Source organism: Streptomyces sp. NPDC038707, from assembly GCF_040636485.1.
GTDB lineage: Bacteria > Actinomycetota > Actinomycetes > Streptomycetales > Streptomycetaceae > Streptomyces.
In genome coordinates this window covers 14,767-36,512 of sequence record NZ_JBEZUP010000034.1, presented here as the reverse complement: position 1 = coordinate 36,512, position 21,746 = coordinate 14,767, and the positions used below count along the sequence as shown (strand labels likewise).

Sequence of the window (21,746 nt, the reverse complement as noted above, 5' to 3'; positions counted from 1 at the left end):
TCCCATGACTGTCCTGAACACGCCCCTGCACGAGCTGGACCCGGAGATCGCCGCCGCGGTCGACGCCGAGCTGAGCCGCCAGCAGTCGACGCTGGAGATGATCGCCTCCGAGAACTTCGCGCCGCTCGCGGTCATGGAGGCGCAGGGCTCGGTCCTCACCAACAAGTACGCCGAGGGCTACCCGGGCCGCCGCTACTACGGCGGCTGCGAGCACGTCGACGTGGCCGAGCAGATCGCCATCGACCGGGTCAAGGAGCTGTTCGGCGCCGAGTACGCCAATGTGCAGCCCCACTCCGGCGCCTCCGCGAACCAGGCGGCCCTGTTCGCGCTGGCCCAGCCCGGGGACACCATCCTCGGCCTGGACCTGGCGCACGGCGGCCACCTGACCCACGGCATGCGGCTGAACTTCTCCGGCAAGCAGTTCGACGTGGTCGCCTACCACGTGGACGCCGAGACCGGCCTGGTCGACATGGCCGAGGTGGAGCGGCTCGCCAAGGAGCACCGCCCCAAGGTGATCATCGCGGGCTGGTCGGCGTACCCCCGGCAGCTGGACTTCGCCGAGTTCCGCCGGATCGCCGACGAGAGCGGCGCGTACCTGTGGGTCGACATGGCGCACTTCGCCGGCCTGGTCGCCGCGGGTCTGCACCCGAACCCGGTGGAGTACGCCGACGTGGTGACCTCCACCACCCACAAGACGCTCGGCGGCCCGCGCGGCGGCATCATCCTCGCGAAGAAGGACTTCGCGAAGAAGCTGAACTCCTCCGTCTTCCCGGGCTTCCAGGGCGGTCCGCTGGAGCACGTGATCGCGGCCAAGGCCGTGTCCTTCAAGGTCGCGGCGGGCGAGGACTTCAAGGAGCGCCAGCGCCGTACGGTGGAGGGCGCCCGCATCCTCGCCGAGCGGCTGACCGCGGCCGACGCGCGCGAGGCCGGGGTGAACGTGCTGTCCGGCGGCACGGACGTGCACCTGATCCTGGTGGACCTGCGCGAGAGCGAGCTGGACGGACAGCAGGCCGAGGACCGGCTGCACGAGGTCGGCATCACGGTCAACCGCAACGCCGTCCCGAACGACCCGCGCCCCCCGATGGTCACCTCGGGTCTGCGCATCGGCACCCCGGCGCTGGCCACCCGCGGCTTCACGGCCGAGGACTTCGCCGAGGTCGCCGACGTGATCGCCGAGACGCTGAAGCCGTCCTACGACGCCGAGGCGCTCAAGGCACGGGTGAAGGCGCTCGCCGACAAGCACCCGCTGTACCCGGGTCTGAGCAAGTAAGTCACCTTTCGCGGGGCACCGCGCACACTGGGAGTACCGGTGTGCGCGGTGCCCGCGCCCCTGTACCGCCCTTTTTGCACCACCCTGTCTTGAGGAGTCCCCCGTGGCCATCTCGGTCTTCGACCTGTTCTCGATCGGCATCGGCCCGTCCAGCTCCCACACGGTCGGCCCGATGCGCGCGGCGCGCATGTTCGCCCGCAGGCTGCGCAACGAGGGTCTGCTCGACCGGGTCGCGTCCCTGCGCTGCGAGCTGTACGGCTCCCTCGGCGCGACCGGTCACGGCCACGGCACCCCGAAGGCGGTGCTGCTGGGCCTGGAGGGCGCCTCGCCGCGCACGGTGGACGTGGAGGCGGCCGACGAGCGGGTGGAGCGGATCCGGCAGGCCGGGCGGATCTCCCTCCTCGGCACGCACGAGATCCCGTTCTCCTGCGACGACGACCTGGTGCTGCACCGCCGCAAGGCGCTGCCGTACCACGCGAACGGGATGACCCTGTGGGCGTACGACGACTCGGGCGCCGAGCTGCTGACGAAGACCTACTACTCGGTCGGCGGCGGCTTCGTGGTGGACGAGGACGCGGTGGGCGCAGACCGGATCGTGCTGGACGACACGGTCCTGAAGTACCCGTTCCGCACCGGCGACGAGCTGCTGCGCCTGACGAAGGAGACGGGCCTGTCGATCTCCTCGCTGATGCTGGAGAACGAGCGGGCCTGGCGCACCGAGGAGGAGATCCGCGCGGGCCTGCTGGAGATCTGGCGGGTGATGCGCGAGTGCGTCCAGCGCGGCATGTCCCGGGAGGGCATCCTGCCCGGCGGACTGAAGGTGCGCCGCCGCGCGGCCGTCTCGGCCCGCCAGCTGCGCGCCGAGGGCGACCCGCTGGCGCACGCGATGGAGTGGATCACGCTCTACGCCATGGCGGTGAACGAGGAGAACGCGGCCGGCGGCCGGGTGGTGACGGCCCCCACGAACGGCGCGGCCGGCATCATCCCGGCGGTGCTGCACTACTACATCGACTTCGTGCCGGGCGCCGACGAGGACGGCGTGGTCCGGTTCCTGCTCGCCGCCGGCGCGATCGGCATGCTGTTCAAGGAGAACGCCTCCATCTCCGGCGCCGAGGTCGGCTGCCAGGGCGAGGTGGGCTCCGCGTGCTCGATGGCCGCGGGCGCGCTCGCCGAGGTGCTCGGCGGCTCCCCCGAGCAGGTGGAGAACGCGGCCGAGATCGGCATGGAGCACAACCTGGGCCTGACCTGCGACCCGGTCGGCGGCCTGGTCCAGATCCCGTGCATCGAGCGCAACGGCATGGCCGCGGTGAAGGCGGTCACGGCCGCGAAGATGGCGATGCGCGGCGACGGCTCCCACAAGGTGTCCCTGGACAAGGTCATCAAGACCATGAAGGACACCGGCGCGGACATGAGCGTGAAGTACAAGGAGACGGCCCGGGGCGGGCTGGCGGTGAACATCATCGAGTGCTGAACCGGTACGATTTCCGGCCACACCGTCACAAATAGCTTTATTTGCCTCACTCAGCGCTACGATCGAGGGCGTGATCGACCTGTACCCCGCGCTGTGGGGGCTGCTCGGCAGCAGTGTGGCCGAAGCACTCAACCTCTCGGCGCTGATGCGTCCGACGGGTCCGCGCAGCCGCTGGCGCTGGCCCTGGCGCACCCGTGCCGACCGGCCGGTGATGCTCGTGGCCATCGGGCTGCGGCTGTTCGCGGGGTTCGGGCTCACCGCGGCGCTGGGGAACTCCGGTCAGCTGCCGAACGCGACCGCCGCGTTCGCCGTGGGGGTGACCACCCCGCTGGTCGTCGCGAAGTTCTTCCAGGCGATCCCGATCACCGGCGCGGGCGCGGGCCAGCAGCCCGAGCCCCCGCTGCCCACCGCCCGGCAGGCCGGCGCGGATGCCGAGGAGGCGCTGTCGCAGCCGAGGGGGTCCAGTGCTGCGAGCTGACAGCGCGCTCGGCCGTCTGGTGCTGGCGCTGGCCGTCCGCCCTGCCGATCTTCCGCCGGTGCGGCACGCGGGCCCCGGCACGCGGCTGGCCGCCGCCCTGGGGACCCGCCCGGTGCCGCTGCCCGCGGCCCCGGCGCGGACGCGGCCGCGGTACCGGCCGGCGTTCCGGGGGCGGTGGCTGCCGGGGCTGCTCACCACCTGGCTGGTCGCCCTGACGTGTCTGACGGCCGCCGCGGTGCTGCCGGGTCCCTGGCAGGGGGTCGTGCCGGAGCGGGCCCGGACGCCCGGCCCGGAGCACTGGAGCCTGACCGCCGCCGGCCGGCTCGGTCCGCGCGGGCGGGCCGAGGCGCTGGCGTTCACCCCGGACGGCCGGCTGCTGGTGACGGTCACCCGGTCCTCGGCCAGCACCTGGGACGTGGCGGATCCCGGGCGTCCCGAGCGGGTCCCCGTCCCGGCGGGCGTGCGCCGGGTGACGGCCGTCACGACGAGTCCCGACGGCCGCACGCTGGTGGCGGCCGGGGGGGCGGACGTACGCGCGCTCGCGGTCGGCTCGGGGGCGGCCCGGTGGTCCGTGGAGGGTGCCCCGATGGAGGTGAAGGCGGTGGCGGCGGCCGGGGACCGGGTCGTGTTCGCCGGCGCGGGCTCGGCCGGGTCCGCCCGGCTGGCGGAGCTGCGCCCGGACGCGGGGCGGCCGCTGCGGCTGACCCCCCTGAGCCGGCTGCACCAGGGGGTCGCGGCCGCCCAGTTCTCCGCCGACGGCCGTACCCTCGCCGTCGCCGGCACCGAGGGGGCGGTGCGGCTGTGGGACGTGTCGGACCCGCGCCGTCCCGAGGCCGCGGGGCCCGCCTTCGGCGGCCCCGGGGAGCGGGCGACCGCGCTCGCCTTCAGCCCCGACGCCCGGCTGCTGGCCACCGTGGACGCGACGCGGACCGTGCGGCTGTGGGACGTGACCGACCGGGCCCGGCCGCGCCCGCTGGGACGTCCGCTGGGCAACGGGGCCGAGCGGGTCACCGCGCTCGCCTTCAGCCCGGACGCCCGGCTGGTGGCCACCGTGGGGGCCGACGGGACGGCGAGCCTGTGGTGGCGCTCGTCCGGTACGGAGGCTGATGTTCCGCCAGGGGCTACCGCGCGGTAACCGACCAGCCCTACGCTGCCGTCAACTCGGCGTCAGTGAAAGGGAGTTCGGGAATGCGCGGTTTCAGACGACTGGCGGTGCTCACGGGAGCCGCCGCGGTGCTGGCGGTGGCGCCGGTGGACGCCCACGCGGCGTCGCCGAAGTTCTCCGAAACGACGGCCATCGGTACGCACAACGCGTACGAGAAGGACAAGTACCCCTACTTCGCCCAGGCGTTGGACTCCGGCGCCGCACTGCTGGAGCTGGACGTCTACGTCGACAGCATCAGCCACCGCTGGCGGGTCAGCCACAGCAATCCGCTGGGCAACGACAACAACTGCGAGGCCGCCAGGACGCCGAGCGAGCTGTACGGCAAGAGCCGTAACCAGGACCTCGGCAGCTGTCTGGACAACATGGCCGCCTGGAACCAGCTCCACCCCGACCATCCGCCGATCGTCGTCAAGGTGGAGATGAAGGCCGGCTTCAACGACAAGGCGGGCATGGGACCGGACGAGTTCGACACGCTCGTCGCGCAGAAGCTGGGCAGCGCGGTCTACAAACCGGCGGATCTGCTCGGCGGCCGGTACGCCACGCTGGACGCGGCGGCGCGGGCCGACGCCTGGCCGGCCCGGGACTCGCTGCGGGGCAGGTTCCTGTTCGACCTGATCCCCGGCACGGTGGAACAGGCCAACCCGTTCGACAGCTACTGGACGGACGAGGAGTACGGCGACCATCTGCGCGACCTGTACGCAGCCGGGAACATCTCCGCTGCCCAGGCCTTCCCCGCCGTGCTGGGCGCGGCCGGCGGCGACCCGCGCGCCAGCCGGTACGACGCCTCGATCCGCCCCTGGTTCGTGTTCTTCGACGGCGACGCGGCGACCTACGTCACCGCCGGCTACGACACGTCGTTCTACTCCGCGAACCACTACATCCTGATCGCCACGGACGCCCACAACGTGTCCCCGGCGATCTCCTCCACCAATCCCACGGACGCCGAAGTCGCGTCAAGACTGGCCCTGTTGGCCAAGGGCCATACGAGCCTGATCACTTCGGACTGGTCGGCCAAGTCCGCGGCCGTTCTCGGTTCGGTGACGGCCCGGGGCTGAAGGTTCCGGCCACGGGCGCACCGGGCACAACCCCTGCATGCTCCATGGCATCGACGTCAGCGCCTTCCAGTCCCCCTCCTACGCCACGGACGGTCTCTCCTTCGTCTTCATCAAGGCGACGGAGGGCCGTTCGTACGTCAATCCCAGACTCGCGGCCCAGACCAAGCGCGGGCGTGACGCGGGCCTGGTCGTCGGCTTCTACCACTTCCTGTGGCCGGGCCACATCACCGCCCAGGCCGAGTACTTCCTGCGGCACACCCCGGAACGCCCCGGCGACGTCCTCGCCGTCGACTGGGAGAACACCGGCGAGGGGACGCACGCGAGCAACGCGGAGAAGGACCGCTTCCTCCGCAAGCTGAAGGAGTCCCGCCCGGACAACCGGGTGGTGCTCTACTGCAACCGCCACTTCTGGCTCAACATCGACACCACGTCCTACGCCGGGGACGGCCTGTGGATCGCCGACTACGTCTCCGCGGGCAAGCCCCGGATCAAGGCCAAGTGGCGGTTCCACCAGTACACCAGCGAGCCCCACGACAAGAACGTGGCCCATTTCGCGGACAAGGACGACCTGCGCGACTGGGCCACGCCCTAGGAACGGCGCCGGGCTCCTCAGTACCGGAAGTCCGCCGGGCGCTGCGGGGACGCCTGGGCCAGCGCTGCCCGTACCGCGTCCGCGCCGGCCCGCAGGCCGTAGACCGGGGTGTCCGGCTGCTGGCGCCAGGAGTCGTCGATGCCGCCGGTGTCGACCGTGTCGAAGCCGAGTTCGTCGATCAGGGCGCGCACCTTCGCCTTGGCGGCCTCGTCGTCCCCGGCGACGGGCAGCGCCATCCGGTCGGGGTGGCCGGCGGGCAGCGGGCGGTCCAGGATGTCCTGGGCGTAGGTGCCGTTGAACGCCTTGATCACGGGGTGGCCGAGGTGCTGCTCGACCCAGCGGCTCTCGGTCAGTCCCCCGTCCTCGATGGCGTCGATCCGGCCGTCCCGCTGCTTGGGGTAGTAGTTGTTGGTGTCGATCACCGCGACGCCCTCGGCGGCCCCGTCCAGCAGTCCGGCGGGCAGGTCCGGGACGGCCTTCAGGGGAACGGTGACGACGACGACCTCGGCGCCCTCGGCCGCGTCCTCGGCGCGCACCGGGGTGGCGCCGGTCTCGGCCGCGAGGTCCTTCAGTGTCTCGGGGCCGCGGGAGTTGGCGACGGAGACGTCGTGACCGAGGGCGGTGAGCCGTCGGGTGAGGTTGCCGCCGATGTTTCCCGCGCCGATGATGCCGATCTTCATGGCCGACCTTCCGGATGTTCATGCACGTGCATGCGCCTGTCGTCCGGGTCAACCGCGCCGGCCGCCGGCGTATTCCGGCCGCCGTACCACCGGGGGGCGACGGCCGCGGGCGTCCTCAGACCCGTACGACGATCTTGCCCGTGTGGGTGTTGGACTCCATCAGCCGGTGGGCGTCCGCCATGCGGTCCAGGCCGTCGAAGACCTCGCCGATCACCGGGCGGAGGGTGCCGTCGGCCAGGCCCGAGGCGAGGTAGTGGAGGGCGCGGTCGCGGCCTTCCGGGGTGCCCGTGAGGACGAGGTTGCTGTAGCCGTGGACGGTCAGCGGCCACTGCAGGGGGAGTTCCGCGGGACGGTCGGACAGCCAGCCGTAACTGATGAGCAGGGCGTCCTCGGCCGCCGCCGCGCCGAGTTCCCGCAGGTGGGGCCCGCCGATCGCGTCCAGGACGATGTCGGCGCCCCGGCCGCCGGTCAGCCGCCGGGTCTCCTCGGCCACCTCCTCGCGCCCGGTGACGATGACGTGCTCGGCGCCGAGGTCGAGCAGCGCCTGCCGCTTGGCCTCGGTGCGGGTGGTGGCGATCGGCACCGCCCCGGCCCGCCGGGCCACCTGGATCGCGGCGGTGCCGACCCCGCTGGACGCCCCGGTGATCAGCACCCGGTGGCCGGCCGTGAGCCGGCCCCGCTCGACCAGGGCGCCGTAGGCCGTGGTGTAGGTGAGCCAGACGGCGGCGGCGGTGACCGCGTCGACGCCGGCCGGGCGGGGCACCAGCGCGGACTGCGGCAGCAGCACGTGATCGCCGTACACCCCGTGGGTGCTGAGGTGGAAGTTGGCCGCCGACAGCACGGCGTCGCCCGGCGCGAAGGCGGTCACCTCCGAGCCGGCCGCCGTCACCTCGCCGGCCGCCTCGTAGCCGTTGCGGGAGCCGGGCAGCGTCGGCTGGTAGAAGTAGGTACCGGTGCGGAGCATCGCCTCGGCGCGGTTGAGGCCCAGCGCCTCGACCCGCACCAGGACCTCGTCCGGGCCGGGCGCGGGCAGGACGGTCTCCTCGACGGTGAAGACGTCGGGGCCGCCGGTCTCGTGAAACAGCACTGTGCGTGCGGTAGTTGACATGCCGTCGACGCTACGGCGCCCCTGTGAGACGTTCCATGTCCCTCGGTCTTGGTTTTCTGTCCGATCGTCTTCCCCGGGCGGACCCCTCCGGCTAGGGTCGCCGCATGGACGTGCTGAGCGATGTCGTCGCCGCCATGCGCACCGGCCGGCCGCACTCCGCGCGCCGCTACAAGTACGCGCCCTGGGGCCTGAGATGGGGCGACTCCGACGAGGCCGGGTTCCACGTGGTCCTGCGCGGCACGGCCTGGCTGCTCCCCCGGGACGCCGAGCCGGTGGCGCTCGCGCCGGGCGATGTCGTCTTCCTCGCGCACGGGCAGGGGCACGGGCTGGCGAGCGGCCTCGACGTGCCCCTGCGGGACGCGCGGATGCTGCCCGACGGCACCTGGGACGGGCCGCCCGAGCCGGCCGGCGAGGGCTGCCCGGACACCATCACCCTGTGCGGGACGTACCGGCTGGACCGGGACCGCTCGCACCGGCTGCTGGCGGAGCTGCCCGAGGTGGTGCACCTGCCCGCCCGGGTAGGCGGCCACCGCTCGCTGCGGGCGGCGGTGGAACTGCTCGGGATGGAGCTGGAGGAGCAGCGCCCGGGCACCGACGCGATCGTCACCTCACTGCTGGACACCCTGCTGCTGTACATCCTGCGGGCCTGGTGGGAGAGCGAGTACGCGGCGGGCCGGGCCCGGGGCTGGGCGGCGGCGCTGGCCGACCCGGCGGTCGCGGCGGCGCTGCGCGCGATCCACGCCGACCCGGCCCGCCCCTGGACGGTGGCCCGGCTGGGCCTGGCGGGCGGGCTGTCCCGGGCGGCGTTCGCCCGCCGGTTCACGGAGCTGGTGGGCGAGCCGCCGCTGACGTACCTGACCTGGTGGCGGATGACCACGGCGGACCGGCTGCTGCGCGATGACGGCCTGTCCCTCCGGGAGATCGCCGAACGCACCGGCTACACCTCGGAGTTCGCCTTCGCCAAGGCGTTCAAGCGAGAGTTCGGGGTGCCCCCGGGCCGCTACCGCAGGACGGCCGCGGCGGGATGAGCCCCGGGGTGACCCCTGGGCGCGCCGAGGACGCGGGACGGTGGGCGGCCCCGGCGGCGGTCCGGCGCTGCCGCGGGGCGCCTCGCGCCGGTTACGGCGCCTCCTCGCCGCCCGCCCGCAACAGGCCGAGCGTCGACTCCAGTTCGGCCTGGCAGACGGCCGCCGCCGTCTCCGGGTCGGCGGCGATGACGGCTTCGACCAGGCCCGTGTGGGTGTGGTCCCCGGTGCCGGGGTCGAGCTCGCGCAGGCGGGTGAGGTCCAGGACGGCGATCAGGCCCTCGCGCAGGACGGGGACGAACTCGGTGAACAGGTCGGACAGGACCGGGTTGTGGGCGGCGGTGACCACGGCCGCGTGCAGGGCGATGTCGGCCTCCACGAAGGCCGCGTCGTCGGCCGTGACGGCCGCGCGGCGGCCCTCCAGCGCGGCCCGCAGCGCGGCGACGTCCTCCGGGGTGCGGCGGCGGGCGGCGAGCCGGGCGGCCTGGACCTCGACGCCCATGCGGACCTCGTAGACGTCGGTGACCGCGGCCCGGCGCAGCCGGGCGGGCCAGTCCTCGGCGGGCTCGGTGGCGGTGACGAAGACCCCGGCGCCGTGCCGGGGCCTCACCAGCCCCGCGCCGGCGAGGGCGCGCAGGGCCTCGCGGACCGTGGAGCGGCCCACCCCCAGTTCCCGGGCCAGGGTGGTCTCGCCGGGCAGCTTGTCGCCGACCGGCCACTGTCCGGCGGCGATCTGCTCGCGGAGGCGCTGCGCGGCCTGTTCGACCAGCGGGCTGGGGCGGAGGGCACCGAGCGGCATCGACGTCACCAACTTGTCCGGGGGATGAGGGGATTGCCCACCGATTCTCACTTGTCTGAGGAGCTGAGGAGTCGCTAGCGTACCCCGCATGTTCCGCGGTCTGCTTCTTCTCGGCTGCCGCGGCGGGGTCTGACGCGACCGGCGCCCCGCCGCGGGGCTCCGTGCTGCCGGTCACCGTCCGACCGAGCCGAAGGCCACAGCCGACGATGACCACCGCCCCACCCGTCTGGAACCCGCAGCGGCCCAGCCGCATGCCGTACCACCGCTACCGCCCCTACCAGGACCGCGTGCACGTCCCCTCGGGCGACCGCGGCTGGCCCTCCGCCCGCATCGAGCGCGCCCCGCTGTGGGTCCCCGTCGACCTGCGCGACGGCAACCAGGCGCTCGCCGAACCGATGGACACGCCCCGCAAGCGCCGCTTCTTCGATCTGCTGGTGGCGACCGGCTTCAAGGAGATCGAGATCGGCTACCCCTCCGCGAGCCGCACGGACTTCGACTTCGTACGGCACCTCGTGGACGACGGGGCCGTACCGGACGATGTGACGCCCGTGGTGTTCACGCCCGCCCGGACCGACCTGATCGACCGGACCTTCGACGCGATCGCAGGGCTGCCCCGGGCCGTCGTCCACCTGTACATCGCGACCTCGCCGGTGTGGCGGGACGTGGTGCTCGGGCGGGGCCGGGCCGAGGTGTGGCGGACCGTGCGGGAGGCGGCCGGGCACATGGCCCGGCGGGCCGGTGACACGCCCGGTGTCCGCTTCCAGTTCTCCCCCGAGACCTTCAACCTCACCGAGCCCGACTTCGTGCTGGAACTGTGCGACGGCCTCACGGAGCTGTGGGACGCGAGCCCGGACCGGCCGGTGATCCACAACCTGCCGGCCACGGTGGAGATCGCCACCCCGAACGTCTACGCCGACCAGATCGAGTACCTCCACCGCCACCTGTCCCGGCGGGAGTCCGTCATCCTCTCCGTCCACCCGCACAACGACCGCGGTACGGGCGTGGCCTGCGCCGAACTCGCCGTGCTGGCCGGGGCGCAGCGGGTGGAGGGCTGCCTCTTCGGCAACGGCGAGCGCACCGGCAACGTCGACCTGGTGACCCTCGCCCTCAACCTCTACGCCCAGGGTGTCGACCCGATGGTCGACTTCGGCGACATCGACGCCGTACGGGAGACGGTGGAGCACTGCAACCGGCTGCCCGTGCACCCCCGGCACCCGTACGCCGGCGAGCTGGTCCACACCGCGTTCTCCGGCACCCACCAGGACGCGATCAGCAAGGGGCTCGCGCACCATGCCCGGCGGGCGGCCGAGGCGGGGCTGAGCGAGCGGGAGGCGCCCTGGGAGGTGCCGTACCTGCCGGTCGACCCGGCCGACCTCGGGCGGTCCTACGAGGCGGTGATCCGTGTCAACTCCCAGTCCGGCAAGGGCGGCGTGGCGTACCTGCTGAACCGGTACGCGGGCATCGACCTGCCGCCGGACATGCGGCCGGAGTTCGCGCGGATCGTGCAGGAGGCGACGGACGACAGCGGGCGGGAGGCCACGCCGAAGGAGCTGCACGAGCTGTTCCGCGCGGCCTATCTGACGGAGGGCCCGGTACGGCTGCACGCCTGGTCCGCGTACGAGGAGGCGCCCGGCGTCCACCGCTTCGTGGGCACGCTGGAGACCAGCGACCGGGTCGGCGACCACGAGGGCACGGGCGCCGGTGTGGCGACCGCGTTCGCCGACGCGCTGGCCGGTGCCGGCGTGACGGTGGAGATCCTGGACTTCGCGCAGGACACCACGGCGGCCTTCGCCAAGTGCCGCGTCGCCGGGGTCACCGCCTGGGGCGCGGGCACGGGCCCGTCGGCCACGGTGCGGGCGGTGCTGTCCGCCGTGAACCGGGCGGTGCGATGAGCGAGGTACTGCGCGCCACGGACGTCCATGTCGTCCGGGACGGGCGGCCCCTGCTCCAGGAGGTGTCGCTGACCGTGCGCACCGGTGAGCACTGGGCGCTGCTCGGCGCCAACGGAGCGGGCAAGTCCACGCTGCTCGGGCTGCTCGGCGCGGTGGTGCATCCGACCCGGGGCACGGTGGAGGTGCTCGGTCACCGGCTGGGCCGGGTGGATCTGCGGCAGCTGCGGGCGCTGGTCGGGCACGTCGACCCGCGCCACCCGCTGACCTCGCCGCTGCGGGTACGGGACGTGGTGCTCACCGGCGCGACGAACTCCGTGGAGCCGGTCCCGAGGTGGCGGCCCACTCCGGAGCAGCGGGAGCGGGCCGGGGCGCTGCTGGCCACGCTGGGGCTGGACGCGCTGCGGGACGCCCGCTGGCCGACGCTGTCGCAGGGGCAGCGCGCCCGGACGCTGATCGCGCGGGCGCTGATGCCCGAGCCGCGGCTGCTGCTCCTGGACGAGCCGGCGACGGGCCTGGACCTGCCCGGCCGGGAGCTGCTGATCGAGGCCCTGGACAAGCTGCGGGCGGAGCGCCCGGAGCTGGCGACGGTGCTGGTCACCCATCATCTGGAGGAGTTGCCCGCCGGTACCACGCACGCCGTGCTGCTGCGCGCAGGGCGGGTGCTGGCCTCGGGTCCGGTCGGCTCGGTGCTCACCGGCGACCGGGTCGGCGCGTGCTTCGGGCTGCCGCTGACGCTCCAGCGGCACGAGGGCCGCTGGAGCGTCGGGATCCGGCGCGGGCGGTGACGGTGTGACGAAGGGGGTGCCTGGTCCGCTCGGACGGGCACCCCCTGCCGCCTGGGGTCACTTGTTCAGGTAGGCCCAGAACTCGTCGAACGACAGGACCTTGTCGCCGTTGAGGTCGCGGGACTTGATGATGGCCTCCGCGACCGTGTCGGTGACGTTCCAGTCACCCTGCTGCGCCAGGGCGGACTTGAACTCCGCGGCGGTGATGAACCCGTCACCGTCCGCGTCCAACCGCTGGAACTGCTTGCGTGCTTCCTCGATGTCCGCCACCGATCCGCCCCTTTTGCTCGTGTTTCTCATGCCGTACTGGCGTACTGCCGCTGGTCAGATTAACGGCCCGCACGAGCGCGGAGTGCGGCGACCACCCAGGCGAAGTCCTCGGCGTGCGGCGGGGCGGGCTGCCGGTTCACCACGGCGAGCAGTTCCCGGTAGCGGGCGACGCGCTCGTCGAAGCCGGCCGTCATGCGCTCCAGCACCTCGGTCCGGTCGGCGTCGCCGAACAGGTCGTCCAGCACCTCGTCCGCGCCGGGGCCGTGGGGGTCGGTGCCGCGCTCACGGGCCGGCGCGACCAGGTCCACGAGCCGCCTGGCGAACCACAGGGACCGCCCGCGCGGCTCGCCGGGCCGCCCGCCGGCCGCGTTGAACTCGACCGCCCGGCGCATCTGCGCCCGGAACGCCGGGTCCTGGAGCATCTCTGCCAGCTCCACCCAGGCGTCGACCTCCTCGGGCGTGGGATCCTGCGCCAAGTGGACGGCGGTGCCCCGGATCCGTTCCCGGACGTCGGGGTCCACGGTGTCCAGTCCGTGCAGCGTCTCCGCCACGAACTCCTCCATGATCCGCTGCCGTTCGGCGGCGGACAGCCGCGCGAGCTTGTTCACGAGTGTCGTCTCCTCTGCCTCGGCGCCCCGTCGGGCCACGGCCGACAGCACCGCGCGGGTCACCTTCAGCGACCGGATCCGTGCGTCCAGGGCCGCCATGTGCGCGGCCGCGACCTGGGCCACGGTCCGCTCACCGGCCAACACGGTGCGCACGTCGTCCAGGCCGAGCCCGAGTTCGCGCAGGGTGCGGATCAGTTCCAGCCGGGCCGTGCTCGCGGCGTCGTAGAGCCGGTAGCCGCCGGACGAGCGGGTCACCGGGGTGAGCACGCCCTCGTCGGACCAGTAGCGGATGGTGCGCACGGTCAGCCCGGTGGCCCTGGCCAGCTCGCCGATGGTGAACAGCCTGGTGCCGTCGTCGTTCATGTCTGGGAGTCTGGGCCTTCCAGCAGGTGGAGACTCAAGGGGGGACGCGGCTTTGGAGACCTTGCGGGACATCCTCGACGCGGCGGCGGCGGGCGTCTTCCCGCCGGCCGACGGGGGTACGACGGTGCTGCCGCAGCCCTCGCCACGGGACGCGGGGGTGCTGTCCTTCACCGCGCACACGGTCGTGTTCACCGACGAGGACCCGGCGTGGGTGCGGGAGACCCTGCGCGCGGCGGACTGCGACCCGCTGGCCGCGTCGCTGCACCCGCGCTTCCTGACCGCCCTGCTGGACCGCACCGGGCGCACCGCCGAGACGATCGACGCGGTGCTGGTGGGCACGCCGCTGCCGGGCGGACCGGCGTGCGCGCTGCGGGAGATCGAGGACCCCGGGCACCCCCGGATCGCCTATGCCCGCCGGCGCCGGGACGGGGTGCGGGCCTGGGCCGCCGACGGTGGGGTGCTGGTGCTGGGGCGCGGAGTGGCCGGGCGGCTGGAGGTGTCGGTCGAGGTGGACGAGGGTGCCCGGCGGCGGGGGCTCGGGCGGCTGCTGGTGACCGCCGCCCGGCAGCTCGCCGGGGAGCCGCTGTGGGCGCAGGTCTCCCCGGGGAACGCCCGCAGCCTGCGGGCCTTCCAGGCAGCCGGGTACCGGCCGGTGGGCGCGGAACTGCTGCTGCGGCGGACACCACCGGTATGACCGGGGGCGCGGCCCGGTGCCGGCTACCGGTCGGCGACGCGCATCTCGAACCACGTGGTCTTGCCGCGCGGCAGCAGGTCCACGCCCCACCGGTCGGACAGCTTGTCCACGAGGAACAGTCCGCGTCCGCTGACGTCCGTCTCCTGGACCGGCATCAGACAGGGCAGGCCGCGCGAGGGGTCGCGGACCTCCACCCGGATCCAGCCGGGGCGGCGCCGCATGCGCAGCCCGAAGACGCGGGCGCCGGTGTGGCGTACGGCGTTGCCGACGAGTTCCGACACCAGCAGCACGGCGTCCTCGGTCAGCCGGGCGCTGAGCCGCCAGCGGTCGAGGACGACGGCCTGGGCGATCCGGCGGGCGCTGGCCGCGGACTCCGGGCGGGACGGCAGCGGGACCTCCGCCTCCGTCGGGTCGCCGAACAGGTCGAGCACTTGTCCGTCCGCGACCGCGGGCGACCAGCGTGCCGCGGCTGCACGGCTGTGTCCCCGCGGCTGTTCGTTGCCCTCCAGCCCCGCCATGCCCCCATGATGGCCGTCCGGAGCCGTCTTGGGGGGCGTTCCGGAGGAATACCCCGCCCGGGCATCCTCGATCCGGCCCTGTCCGGGGGCATATGCCGAGGGCATGAGAATCTCCGGCAGGGCCCCGCTGACCTGCGGCGACGGCTCACTTCCCGGCAAGCGTCGGACTCCCTCGGCGGCACGGTTCCAGGGCTGCCCCCAGGCTCCCACAAACCGCCCCAACGGGGGACTCGGGAACCGGACAACGCGTCAATGGGCGGCCGCCCGGCCCGCCGGCACGGCGGCGCGAGCCGGCGAAGACGCCGGGGCCGGTGGAGCGACACGCCCGCCCCACCGGCCGTTCACCGACCCGTCAGACGAACTTCGCCTTGCCGGGCCCCTCCTCGACGAAGCTGCGCATGCCCCGCTCGCGGTCCTCGGTGGCGAACAGGCCCGCGAACCAGTTCCGTTCCACGGCGAGCCCGGTGTCGATGTCGGTCTCCAGGCCGGTGTCGACCGCCTCCTTGGCCGCGCGCAGGGCGATCGCCGGGCCCTTGGCGAGCCGTGCGGCCCAGGCGTGCGCCTGCTCGTACACCTCGGCGGCCGGGACGACCCGGTCCACCAGGCCGATCGCCAGGGCCTCGTCGGCCTTCACCTGACGGCCCGTGAAGACGAGATCCTTGGCCCGGGAGGGGCCGATCAGCCGGGGCAGCCGCTGGGTGCCGCCGGCGCCCGGGATCAGCCCGAGCAGGATCTCGGGCTGGCCGAGCTTGGCGTTGTCGGCGGCGATGCGGTAGTCGGCGCACAGGGCCAGTTCGCAGCCGCCGCCGAGCGCGTAGCCGGTGACGGCGGCGACGACGGGCTTGGGGATGCGGGCGACGGCGGTGAAGGCGTCCTGCAGGGCACGGGCGCGCCGGACCATCCCGGCGTGGTCCATGTTCTGCATCTCCTTGATGTCCGCGCCCGCCGCGAACACCCGCTCGCCGCCGTAGATGATCACGGCGCGTACGTCGTCCCGGCGGCCGGCCTCCTCGGCCAGTTCCTTCAGCCGGTCCTGGGTGGCGATGTCCAGCGCGTTCATCGGCGGCCGGTCCAGCCGCAGGGTGCCGACGCCTTCGGCGACTTCGAGAGTGACGGTCATGGGGCTCAGGTTAACGGGGACTAACGCGGACGGGCCCGGTGCCGTGGGTCACAGCACCGGGCCCGTCACGTCAGCGGGACGCGCGTGGGCGGAGGCTCACTTCTTCCATTCCGCCCAGGACATGTTCCAGCCGTTGAGGCCGTTGTCCGGGGCCACCGTGCGGTCGTGGGAGTTCTTGACGACCACCACGTCGCCGATGATCGAGTGGTTGAAGAACCAGGCCGCCGGGACGGAGCTGTCGTAGCCGCCGCGCACGTCGCGCAGGCCCACGCAGCCGTGGCTGGCGTTGTAGTTGCCGAAGGCGCCGCCGCCCCAGTAGTTGCCGTGCAGGAAGGTGCCGGAGGTGGTCAGGCGGATGGCGTGCGGGACGTCCTTGATGTCGTACTCGCCGCCGTAGCCGACGGTCTCGCCGTTCATGCGGGTGACGGTGAGCTTCTCGCTCATGACCATCTGGCCGTTCCAGGTGTCGTAGCCGGGCTTGCCGGTGGTGACGGGGAGGGTCTTGACGACCTTGCCGTCCTGGGTGACCTTCATCGTGTGCTTGGCCGCGTCCACGATGGAGACCTGGTTGCGGCCGATGGTGAACTTCACGGTCTTGCGCTGCTTGCCGTAGACGCCGTCGCGGCCCTGGACGCCGTCCAGGTCGAGGTCGACGGTGACCTTGGTGCCGGGCTTCCAGTACTTCTCGGGGCGGAAGTCCAGGCGGTCGTTGCCGAACCAGTGGCCCTCGACGTCCACGGCGGGCTCGGTCCTGATCCGGATGGCCTTCTCGACGTCCTCGGGGTGGGTGATGCCCCGGGTGAAGCGTATGGAGAAGGGCATGCCGACGCCGACGGTCGAGCCGTCCTCGGGGGTGAAGTAGCCCACGAAGGTGTTCTTCGGCGTCAGCGTGGTGAAACTGGAGTCCTCGGCGGCCCGGCGGCCCGCGGAGTCCTCGGCGACCGCGTGCACCGTGTACTTCGTGCCGGCGGCCAGATGGGCCGAGGGCGCCCAGGACGCGCCGCCCGCGCCGAGGGCGCCCTTGACCTCGGTGCCCTTCTCGTCCTTGACGGTGACCTCGGTCAGCTTGCCCTGGGCGACGCTGACCTTGAGGGCGCCGCTGGTGTCCACGCCGGTGGCACCGGCCTTGGGCGCGATGCTGACCGCGGCCGTGGACTGCGCGTCCTTCCCGTCCCCCTTGCCCTTCCCCTCGCCGGAACCGGCCCCGGAGCCTTCTGACCCGCCGCACGCGGCGAGCGACAGCACCAGGGCCCCGGCTATGAGTGCCAGTCCCCCACGGCCCCGCCGCCCCCGCGTCGACGCCCCCGGTACAGGCCGCATGTTCAAGTTGTTCTCCCCTCGCCGGACCAGGCATGACCCGGCCCGCTCCCCACCACTTTTGTGCGCGCATATTAGCTGCCTGGATGCGCGCCGGGCGCGGGGTGAACGTCACCGTTCCGTCGCAAATCCCTCCGCGACCTGCACTCCGGCCGCGAGGCCCCCCTCTCACGCGGCCGTCACTTCACCGCGCCGCCCGCCGTCCACTCCTTCCAGCTCATGTTCCAGCCGCCCAGGCCGTTGTCCGGGGCGACCGTCCGGTCCTTGCTGTGGACGACCTCGATGACGTCGCCGACGAGGCTGCGGTCGAAGAACCAGCCCGCCGGGGTGTCCGAGCCGCCGCCCTTGACGTCCCTGAGACCGACGCAGCCGTGGCTGACATTGGCCTCCCCGGGGGCGTCCAGGGCCCAGTAGTTGCCGTGCAGGAAGGTGCCGGAGTCGGTGAGCTTCATGGCATGCGGGACGTCGGGGATGTCGTACTCGCCGCCGAGGCCGACCGTGCGGCTGTTCATGCGGGTGACCTCCAGCATGTCCATCACCACCATCTTGCCGTTGTAGGTGGGGTGTTTGGGGGCGCCCGCGGTGATGGGGACGGTGGCCAGCAGGGCTCCGTCGCGCCGCACCTCCATCATGTGCCGGGCCGCGTCGACCACGGAGACCTGGCCGCGGCCGACGGTGAAGGAGACCGTCTTGTCCTGGAGGCCGTACCGGCCCCGCGCGCCCTCCACGTCCCGCAGGCGCAGGTCGACGGTGACCTCGGTGCCGGGCTTCCAGTACCGCTCCGGGCGGAAGTCCAGGCGGTCCTTGCCGAACCAGTGCGGGCGGATCTCGACCGGCGGCCGGGCGGTGACCCGGACGGCGCGTTCGACGGCGGCCCGGTCGGTGATCTCCCGGCTGAAGGAGAGCGAGACGATCATGCCGGTGCCCACGGTGGAGCGGTTCTCCGGGGTGACGTAGGCGATGAACCGCTCGTCGGGGACGGCGGTGGTGAAGGTGGTGTGCCGGGCCGAGCGGCGGCCCCGGCCGTCCCGCGCGACCACGTCGACGGTGTAGCGGGCGGCGAGCGCGAGCCTTTCCTCGTCGGGGCGCCAGCTCAGCCCGTCGGCGCTGATCCGCCCGGGGACCGGCGCGACGCGGGCGTCCTGCTCCTTGACGACGGCCACCTTCTCCAGGCGTCCGCCGGGCAGCCGGATCCGCAGTCGCCCGTCCGGCCGTACGGCCCTGCTCCCGTCGTCGGGGGTCACCCGGATGACGTCCTCGGGGGCCGGGGCGTCCCCCCGCGTCCCGCCCGTGCCCAGCGGTCCCGGGCCGTCCGCGGAGCAGCCCGCGAGCAGCCCCGCCCATGTCAGTACGGCGGCCAGCGCGGCCCCCGCGCGCCGTGCGCGTCCAGTTGCGTGCCTCACACGGGTCTCAACGACCGGGCACGCCCCGGGGAAACGTGAGTGCGAGCCACCGGCTGGGCAGAACAGAGGGAAGGACGACCACGCTGGGGAGCCGGGTGCGCGTGCGGACCCCCCGGCGCCCGCGTCGGAGCCACGGACGAGCCGCCGGGAAGAGGGGCCGACAGTGACGAGCGCAGCCGAGCAGCGGGCGCCGGCCGGGGAGCCGGCCGGGACGGGGCAACCGGCGGCGGTGAGCGGCGCCCGGCGGCCTGTACCGCCCGCCCCCACCGTGTGGCCGGGTGCGCCGACCCCACTGGGCGCCCGGTTCCGGACCGGCCCGGACGGGGTCACCGGCACCAACTTCGCGCTGTGGGCGGCCGGCGCGGAGGCGGTCCGGGTGTGCCTGTTCGACGAGGCCGGCCGGGAGACCCGGATTCCGCTGACCGAGCTGACGCACGAGATATGGCACGGCTTCGTGCCGGGGGTGCTGCCCGGGCAGCGGTACGGCTACCGGGTCGACGGCCGCTGGGACCCGTGGACCGGCGCCCGCTGGAACCCGGCCAAGCTGCTGCTCGATCCGTACGCGCGGGCGGTGGACGGCGAGTTCGCGCTGCCGCCGGAGGTGTACGGGCACGTACGGGACTGGCCGGACCAGTCGGTGGCCGACACGGTGCGCGACGAGCGGGACTCGGCGCCGTACGTCCCGAAGGGGGTCGTCGTCCACGATGACGACGACTGGTCCGACGACCGCCGCCCCAAGACGCCGTGGGCCGACTCGGTGATCTACGAACTGCACGTGCGCGGCTTCACCGCGCGGCACCCGGGCATCCCCGAGGAGCTGCGCGGCACCTACGCGGGGCTCGCGCACCCGGCCGCGATCGAGCACCTGGTGAAACTGGGCGTCACGGCCGTGGAGCTGCTGCCCGTGCACCAGTTCGCGCACGAGGACCACCTGCTGCGCCGGGGCCTGACGAACTACTGGGGCTACAACTCCATCGGCTACTTCGCCCCGCACGCCGGGTACGCGGCCTCCGGCACGGCCGGGCAGCAGGTCGGCGAGTTCAAGCGGATGGTGCGCGCGCTGCACGCGGCCGGCATCGAGGTCATCCTCGACGTGGTCTACAACCACACCGCGGAGGCGGGCGAGCTGGGCCCGACACTCTCCTTGAAGGGCATCGACAACGGCGGCTACTACCGGCTCCAGGACGACGCCCGCCGCTACGCCGACTACACCGGCTGCGGCAACACCCTGCACGTGGTACGGCCCCAGGTGCTGCGGCTGATCACCGACTCGCTGCGCTACTGGGTGACCGAGATGGGCGTGGACGGCTTCCGCTTCGACCTCGCGGCGGCGCTGGCCCGCTCGATGCACGACGTCGACATGCTCTCGCCGTTCCTGGCGGTGATCGCCCAGGACCCGGTGCTGCGCCGGGTGAAGCTGATCGCCGAGCCGTGGGACATCGGCTCCGGCGGGTACCAGGTGGGCGCCTTCCCGCCGCTGTGGACCGAGTGGAACGACCGGTACCGCGACGCGGTGCGGGACTTCTGGCGGGGCGCCCTGCCCGACGTGCGGGAGATGGGCTACCGGCTGTCCGGCTCCAGCGACCTGTACGCGTGGGGCGGCCGGCGCCCCTACGCCTCGGTCAACTTCGTCACCGCGCACGACGGCTTCACCCTGCGCGACCTGGTGTCGTACGAGCGCAAGCACAACGAGGCCAACGGCGAGGGCAACCGGGACGGCACCGACGACAACCGGTCCTGGAACTGCGGGGCGGAGGGCGAGACCGGCGACGAGGGCATCCGGGCGCTGCGCCGCCGGCAGCTGCGCAACCTGCTCACCACCCTGCTGCTGTCCACCGGTGTGCCCATGCTGGTCGCGGGCGACGAGTTCGGCCGCACCCAGCGCGGCAACAACAACGCCTACTGCCAGGACAACGAGATCGGCTGGGTGGACTGGTCGCTGCTGGAGGAGCCCGGCTGGCGGGCCCTGTACGACCTGACCGCCCGGCTGATCGCGCTGCGCCACCGGCACCCGGTGCTGCGCCGGCGGGCCTTCTTCTCCGGTCGCGCCCAGACCCCGGACGGGCTGCGGGACCTGGCCTGGTTCACCGCGCGGGGCGCGGAGATGACCGAGGGCGACTGGTACGCACCCGCCGCCACGCTCGGCATGTACCTGTCCGGGCGGGACATCCCGGGCCGGGACGAGCGGGGCGCGCCGGTGGTGGACGACAGCTTCCTCGCGGTGCTGCACGCGGGCGAGCGGCCGGCCGATGTCGTGCTGCCGGGGCCGCCGTGGGCGGAACGGTACGAGGTGGTCGTGGACACCTGTGCCGAGGAGCAGGACGAGGCGCCGGGCGCGGTGCACCGGGCGGGCACCCGGATCACGGTGCCGGGGCGGACGGTGCTGCTGCTGCGCGTGGCCTGAGCCCGCGTCAGGGCGCTCCGTGACGCGGATCTCAGGTGCCGGGCGCAACGCCCCGGCGGACGGCTCCCTCTCCTGGTGGGGCGCGCGGGGCATCCCGGCCCGGCTCGCCGCACCCATGAACGCACGGAGGGGTTTTGACGATGAACAGGTTCGCGCGCGCATCGATGATGACGGGGGCCGTGTCGGCCGCACTGGTGACGGTGGTCGGGCTCGCGCCGACGGCCTCGGCCGCGGGCGGAAAGAGCCTGAAGAACGGTTACGGCTTCTGTCTGGGAAGCCTGAACGGGGCCGACCGCACCGTCGGGTACATGTGGTCCTGCAACGGCAACCGCGATCAGCGCTGGACCTTCAACGAGGTCGGCGAGGACGTCCTCGGGAACTTCTACCAGCTGATCAACGGCAACGGCCAGTGCCTGGGCACCTACGGTGGCTCGACGGCGCGGGGCGCGAAGATCTCGGTGTGGGACTGCAACGGGAACCCCGACCAGAAGTGGTACGTGAAGTCGGGCAGCGGTCCCAAGGAGATCGTGAACAGGAATTCCAAGAAGTGCCTGGCCGGGTCCGGCAGTTTCGGCAAGGGGACCAACGCGATCCAGTGGAGCTGCAACGGCAACAAGGACCAGAAGTGGAACTGGGTGTGACCGGCTGTGGCGGACGAGCGCCCGTGAGGGCCGCGGAAGCCGCCACGCAACCGGTGAGCGGCTGAGCGCGCGTCACACGAGGGCCCCG

Annotated in this window: 21 protein-coding genes; 12 read left to right on the top strand and 9 right to left on the bottom strand. The window is 73.2% G+C overall.

All coding sequences use genetic code 11. The features are described from left to right. The first annotated feature begins 4 nt into the window (after positions 1–4). From glyA to AB0E62_RS32370, 6 genes are all read left to right on the top strand, one after another. Entirely contained in the window at positions 5–1,270 is a 1,266-nt protein-coding gene (glyA, locus tag AB0E62_RS32395) for a serine hydroxymethyltransferase (RefSeq protein WP_362201912.1), read from the top strand. A gap of 103 nt (positions 1,271–1,373) precedes the next feature. Then, a complete protein-coding gene (locus AB0E62_RS32390) occupies positions 1,374–2,741 on the top strand; it encodes an L-serine ammonia-lyase (protein ID WP_362201909.1) in 1,368 nt (455 codons plus the stop codon). Between the two features lie 70 nt (positions 2,742–2,811). Continuing rightward, positions 2,812–3,219: a hypothetical protein gene (locus AB0E62_RS32385; RefSeq protein WP_189756669.1), complete on the top strand. Its 408-nt coding sequence runs from the start codon at positions 2,812–2,814 to the stop codon at positions 3,217–3,219. Next, positions 3,206–4,354, top strand: a complete 1,149-nt coding sequence (locus AB0E62_RS32380) for a hypothetical protein (RefSeq protein ID WP_362201906.1) — start codon at positions 3,206–3,208, stop codon at positions 4,352–4,354. Before AB0E62_RS32385 ends, AB0E62_RS32380 begins: the two co-directional genes overlap by 14 nt. 53 nt (positions 4,355–4,407) lie before the next feature. Further along, on the top strand, positions 4,408–5,439 hold the full coding sequence (locus tag AB0E62_RS32375; protein ID WP_362201902.1) for a Ca2+-dependent phosphoinositide-specific phospholipase C: 1,032 nt from the start codon (positions 4,408–4,410) through the stop codon (positions 5,437–5,439). Between the two features lie 37 nt (positions 5,440–5,476). Further along, positions 5,477–6,031, top strand: a complete 555-nt coding sequence (locus tag AB0E62_RS32370) for a glycoside hydrolase family 25 protein (protein ID WP_362201899.1) — start codon at positions 5,477–5,479, stop codon at positions 6,029–6,031. 17 nt (positions 6,032–6,048) lie between these two features. On the opposite strand, the gene AB0E62_RS32365 is transcribed toward AB0E62_RS32370, so the two are convergent. Next, a complete protein-coding gene (locus AB0E62_RS32365) occupies positions 6,049–6,711 on the bottom strand; it encodes an NAD(P)-binding domain-containing protein (protein WP_362201896.1) in 663 nt (220 codons plus the stop codon). Between the two features lie 115 nt (positions 6,712–6,826). Continuing rightward, positions 6,827–7,819: a zinc-dependent alcohol dehydrogenase family protein gene (locus AB0E62_RS32360; protein ID WP_362201893.1), complete on the bottom strand. Its 993-nt coding sequence runs from the start codon at positions 7,817–7,819 to the stop codon at positions 6,827–6,829. Between the two features lie 104 nt (positions 7,820–7,923). Between AB0E62_RS32360 and AB0E62_RS32355 the strand changes: the two genes are divergently transcribed. Continuing rightward, complete coding sequence (locus AB0E62_RS32355) at positions 7,924–8,847, top strand: AraC family transcriptional regulator (RefSeq protein ID WP_362201890.1); 924 nt, start codon at positions 7,924–7,926, stop codon at positions 8,845–8,847. A gap of 91 nt (positions 8,848–8,938) precedes the next feature. Here AB0E62_RS32355 and AB0E62_RS32350 read toward each other — a convergent pair whose 3' ends face one another. After that, positions 8,939–9,643 (bottom strand): FCD domain-containing protein, encoded by a 705-nt coding sequence (locus AB0E62_RS32350; RefSeq protein ID WP_362202047.1) that lies wholly within the window; start codon positions 9,641–9,643, stop codon positions 8,939–8,941. Between the two features lie 206 nt (positions 9,644–9,849). On the opposite strand from AB0E62_RS32350, the gene AB0E62_RS32345 reads away from it, so the two are divergent. Together AB0E62_RS32345 and AB0E62_RS32340 are read left to right on the top strand one after the other, a co-directional pair. Next, positions 9,850–11,535 carry a 2-isopropylmalate synthase gene (locus AB0E62_RS32345; RefSeq protein WP_362201887.1) on the top strand — a complete coding sequence of 562 codons (1,686 nt, stop codon included), beginning with the start codon at positions 9,850–9,852 and terminating at the stop codon, positions 11,533–11,535. Further along, positions 11,532–12,320, top strand: a complete 789-nt coding sequence (locus AB0E62_RS32340) for an ATP-binding cassette domain-containing protein (RefSeq protein WP_362201884.1) — start codon at positions 11,532–11,534, stop codon at positions 12,318–12,320. Before AB0E62_RS32345 ends, AB0E62_RS32340 begins: the two co-directional genes overlap by 4 nt. Positions 12,321–12,377: 57 nt before the next feature. Here AB0E62_RS32340 and AB0E62_RS32335 read toward each other — a convergent pair whose 3' ends face one another. After that, positions 12,378–12,590 carry an EF-hand domain-containing protein gene (locus tag AB0E62_RS32335; protein WP_362202044.1) on the bottom strand — a complete coding sequence of 71 codons (213 nt, stop codon included), beginning with the start codon at positions 12,588–12,590 and terminating at the stop codon, positions 12,378–12,380. A 59-nt stretch (positions 12,591–12,649) separates the two neighbouring features. Next, positions 12,650–13,561 (bottom strand): MerR family transcriptional regulator, encoded by a 912-nt coding sequence (locus AB0E62_RS32330; RefSeq protein ID WP_362201881.1) that lies wholly within the window; start codon positions 13,559–13,561, stop codon positions 12,650–12,652. 52 nt (positions 13,562–13,613) lie between these two features. Between AB0E62_RS32330 and AB0E62_RS32325 the strand changes: the two genes are divergently transcribed. Then, on the top strand, positions 13,614–14,255 hold the full coding sequence (locus AB0E62_RS32325) for a GNAT family N-acetyltransferase (RefSeq protein ID WP_362201878.1): 642 nt from the start codon (positions 13,614–13,616) through the stop codon (positions 14,253–14,255). A gap of 23 nt (positions 14,256–14,278) precedes the next feature. Here the strand turns inward: AB0E62_RS32325 and AB0E62_RS32320 are convergent, their stop codons facing one another. From AB0E62_RS32320 to AB0E62_RS32305, 4 genes are all read right to left on the bottom strand, one after another. Beyond that, a complete protein-coding gene (locus AB0E62_RS32320; protein WP_362201875.1) occupies positions 14,279–14,773 on the bottom strand; it encodes an ATP-binding protein in 495 nt (164 codons plus the stop codon). A gap of 352 nt (positions 14,774–15,125) precedes the next feature. Further along, positions 15,126–15,893 carry an enoyl-CoA hydratase/isomerase family protein gene (locus tag AB0E62_RS32315; RefSeq protein ID WP_362201872.1) on the bottom strand — a complete coding sequence of 256 codons (768 nt, stop codon included), beginning with the start codon at positions 15,891–15,893 and terminating at the stop codon, positions 15,126–15,128. Positions 15,894–15,989: 96 nt separating this feature from the next. Further along, a complete protein-coding gene (locus AB0E62_RS32310) occupies positions 15,990–17,213 on the bottom strand; it encodes an Ig-like domain-containing protein (protein ID WP_362201869.1) in 1,224 nt (407 codons plus the stop codon). Between the two features lie 176 nt (positions 17,214–17,389). After that, a complete protein-coding gene (locus AB0E62_RS32305) occupies positions 17,390–18,613 on the bottom strand; it encodes an Ig-like domain-containing protein (protein ID WP_362201866.1) in 1,224 nt (407 codons plus the stop codon). 163 nt (positions 18,614–18,776) lie between these two features. Here AB0E62_RS32305 and glgX point away from each other — a divergent pair, with 163 nt between their 5' ends. Both glgX and AB0E62_RS32295 read left to right on the top strand, forming a co-directional pair. Further along, the gene (gene glgX, locus AB0E62_RS32300; RefSeq protein ID WP_362201863.1) at positions 18,777–21,017 is read left to right on the top strand and encodes a glycogen debranching protein GlgX; all 2,241 of its coding nucleotides are present in this window, start codon (positions 18,777–18,779) and stop codon (positions 21,015–21,017) included. A 140-nt stretch (positions 21,018–21,157) separates the two neighbouring features. Beyond that, a complete protein-coding gene (locus AB0E62_RS32295) occupies positions 21,158–21,658 on the top strand; it encodes an RICIN domain-containing protein (protein WP_362201860.1) in 501 nt (166 codons plus the stop codon). Positions 21,659–21,746 lie beyond the last annotated feature (88 nt).

Bases quoted from the DNA above. Each gene is read 5' to 3' on its own strand.
- glyA (WP_362201912.1), top strand. From the start codon at position 5: ATGACTGTCCTGAACACGCCCCTGCACGAGCTGGACCCGGAGATCGCC.
- AB0E62_RS32375 (WP_362201902.1), top strand. From the start codon at position 4,408: ATGCGCGGTTTCAGACGACTGGCGGTGCTCACGGGAGCCGCCGCGGTG.
- AB0E62_RS32370 (WP_362201899.1), top strand. From the start codon at position 5,477: ATGCTCCATGGCATCGACGTCAGCGCCTTCCAGTCCCCCTCCTACGCC.
- AB0E62_RS32365 (WP_362201896.1), bottom strand. From the start codon at position 6,711: ATGAAGATCGGCATCATCGGCGCGGGAAACATCGGCGGCAACCTCACC.
- AB0E62_RS32360 (WP_362201893.1), bottom strand. From the start codon at position 7,819: ATGTCAACTACCGCACGCACAGTGCTGTTTCACGAGACCGGCGGCCCC.
- AB0E62_RS32355 (WP_362201890.1), top strand. From the start codon at position 7,924: ATGGACGTGCTGAGCGATGTCGTCGCCGCCATGCGCACCGGCCGGCCG.
- AB0E62_RS32350 (WP_362202047.1), bottom strand. From the start codon at position 9,643: ATGCCGCTCGGTGCCCTCCGCCCCAGCCCGCTGGTCGAACAGGCCGCG.
- AB0E62_RS32345 (WP_362201887.1), top strand. From the start codon at position 9,850: ATGACCACCGCCCCACCCGTCTGGAACCCGCAGCGGCCCAGCCGCATG.
- AB0E62_RS32340 (WP_362201884.1), top strand. From the start codon at position 11,532: ATGAGCGAGGTACTGCGCGCCACGGACGTCCATGTCGTCCGGGACGGG.
- AB0E62_RS32330 (WP_362201881.1), bottom strand. From the start codon at position 13,561: ATGAACGACGACGGCACCAGGCTGTTCACCATCGGCGAGCTGGCCAGG.
- AB0E62_RS32320 (WP_362201875.1), bottom strand. From the start codon at position 14,773: ATGGCGGGGCTGGAGGGCAACGAACAGCCGCGGGGACACAGCCGTGCA.
- AB0E62_RS32315 (WP_362201872.1), bottom strand. From the start codon at position 15,893: ATGACCGTCACTCTCGAAGTCGCCGAAGGCGTCGGCACCCTGCGGCTG.
- AB0E62_RS32310 (WP_362201869.1), bottom strand. From the start codon at position 17,213: ATGCGGCCTGTACCGGGGGCGTCGACGCGGGGGCGGCGGGGCCGTGGG.
- AB0E62_RS32295 (WP_362201860.1), top strand. From the start codon at position 21,158: ATGAACAGGTTCGCGCGCGCATCGATGATGACGGGGGCCGTGTCGGCC.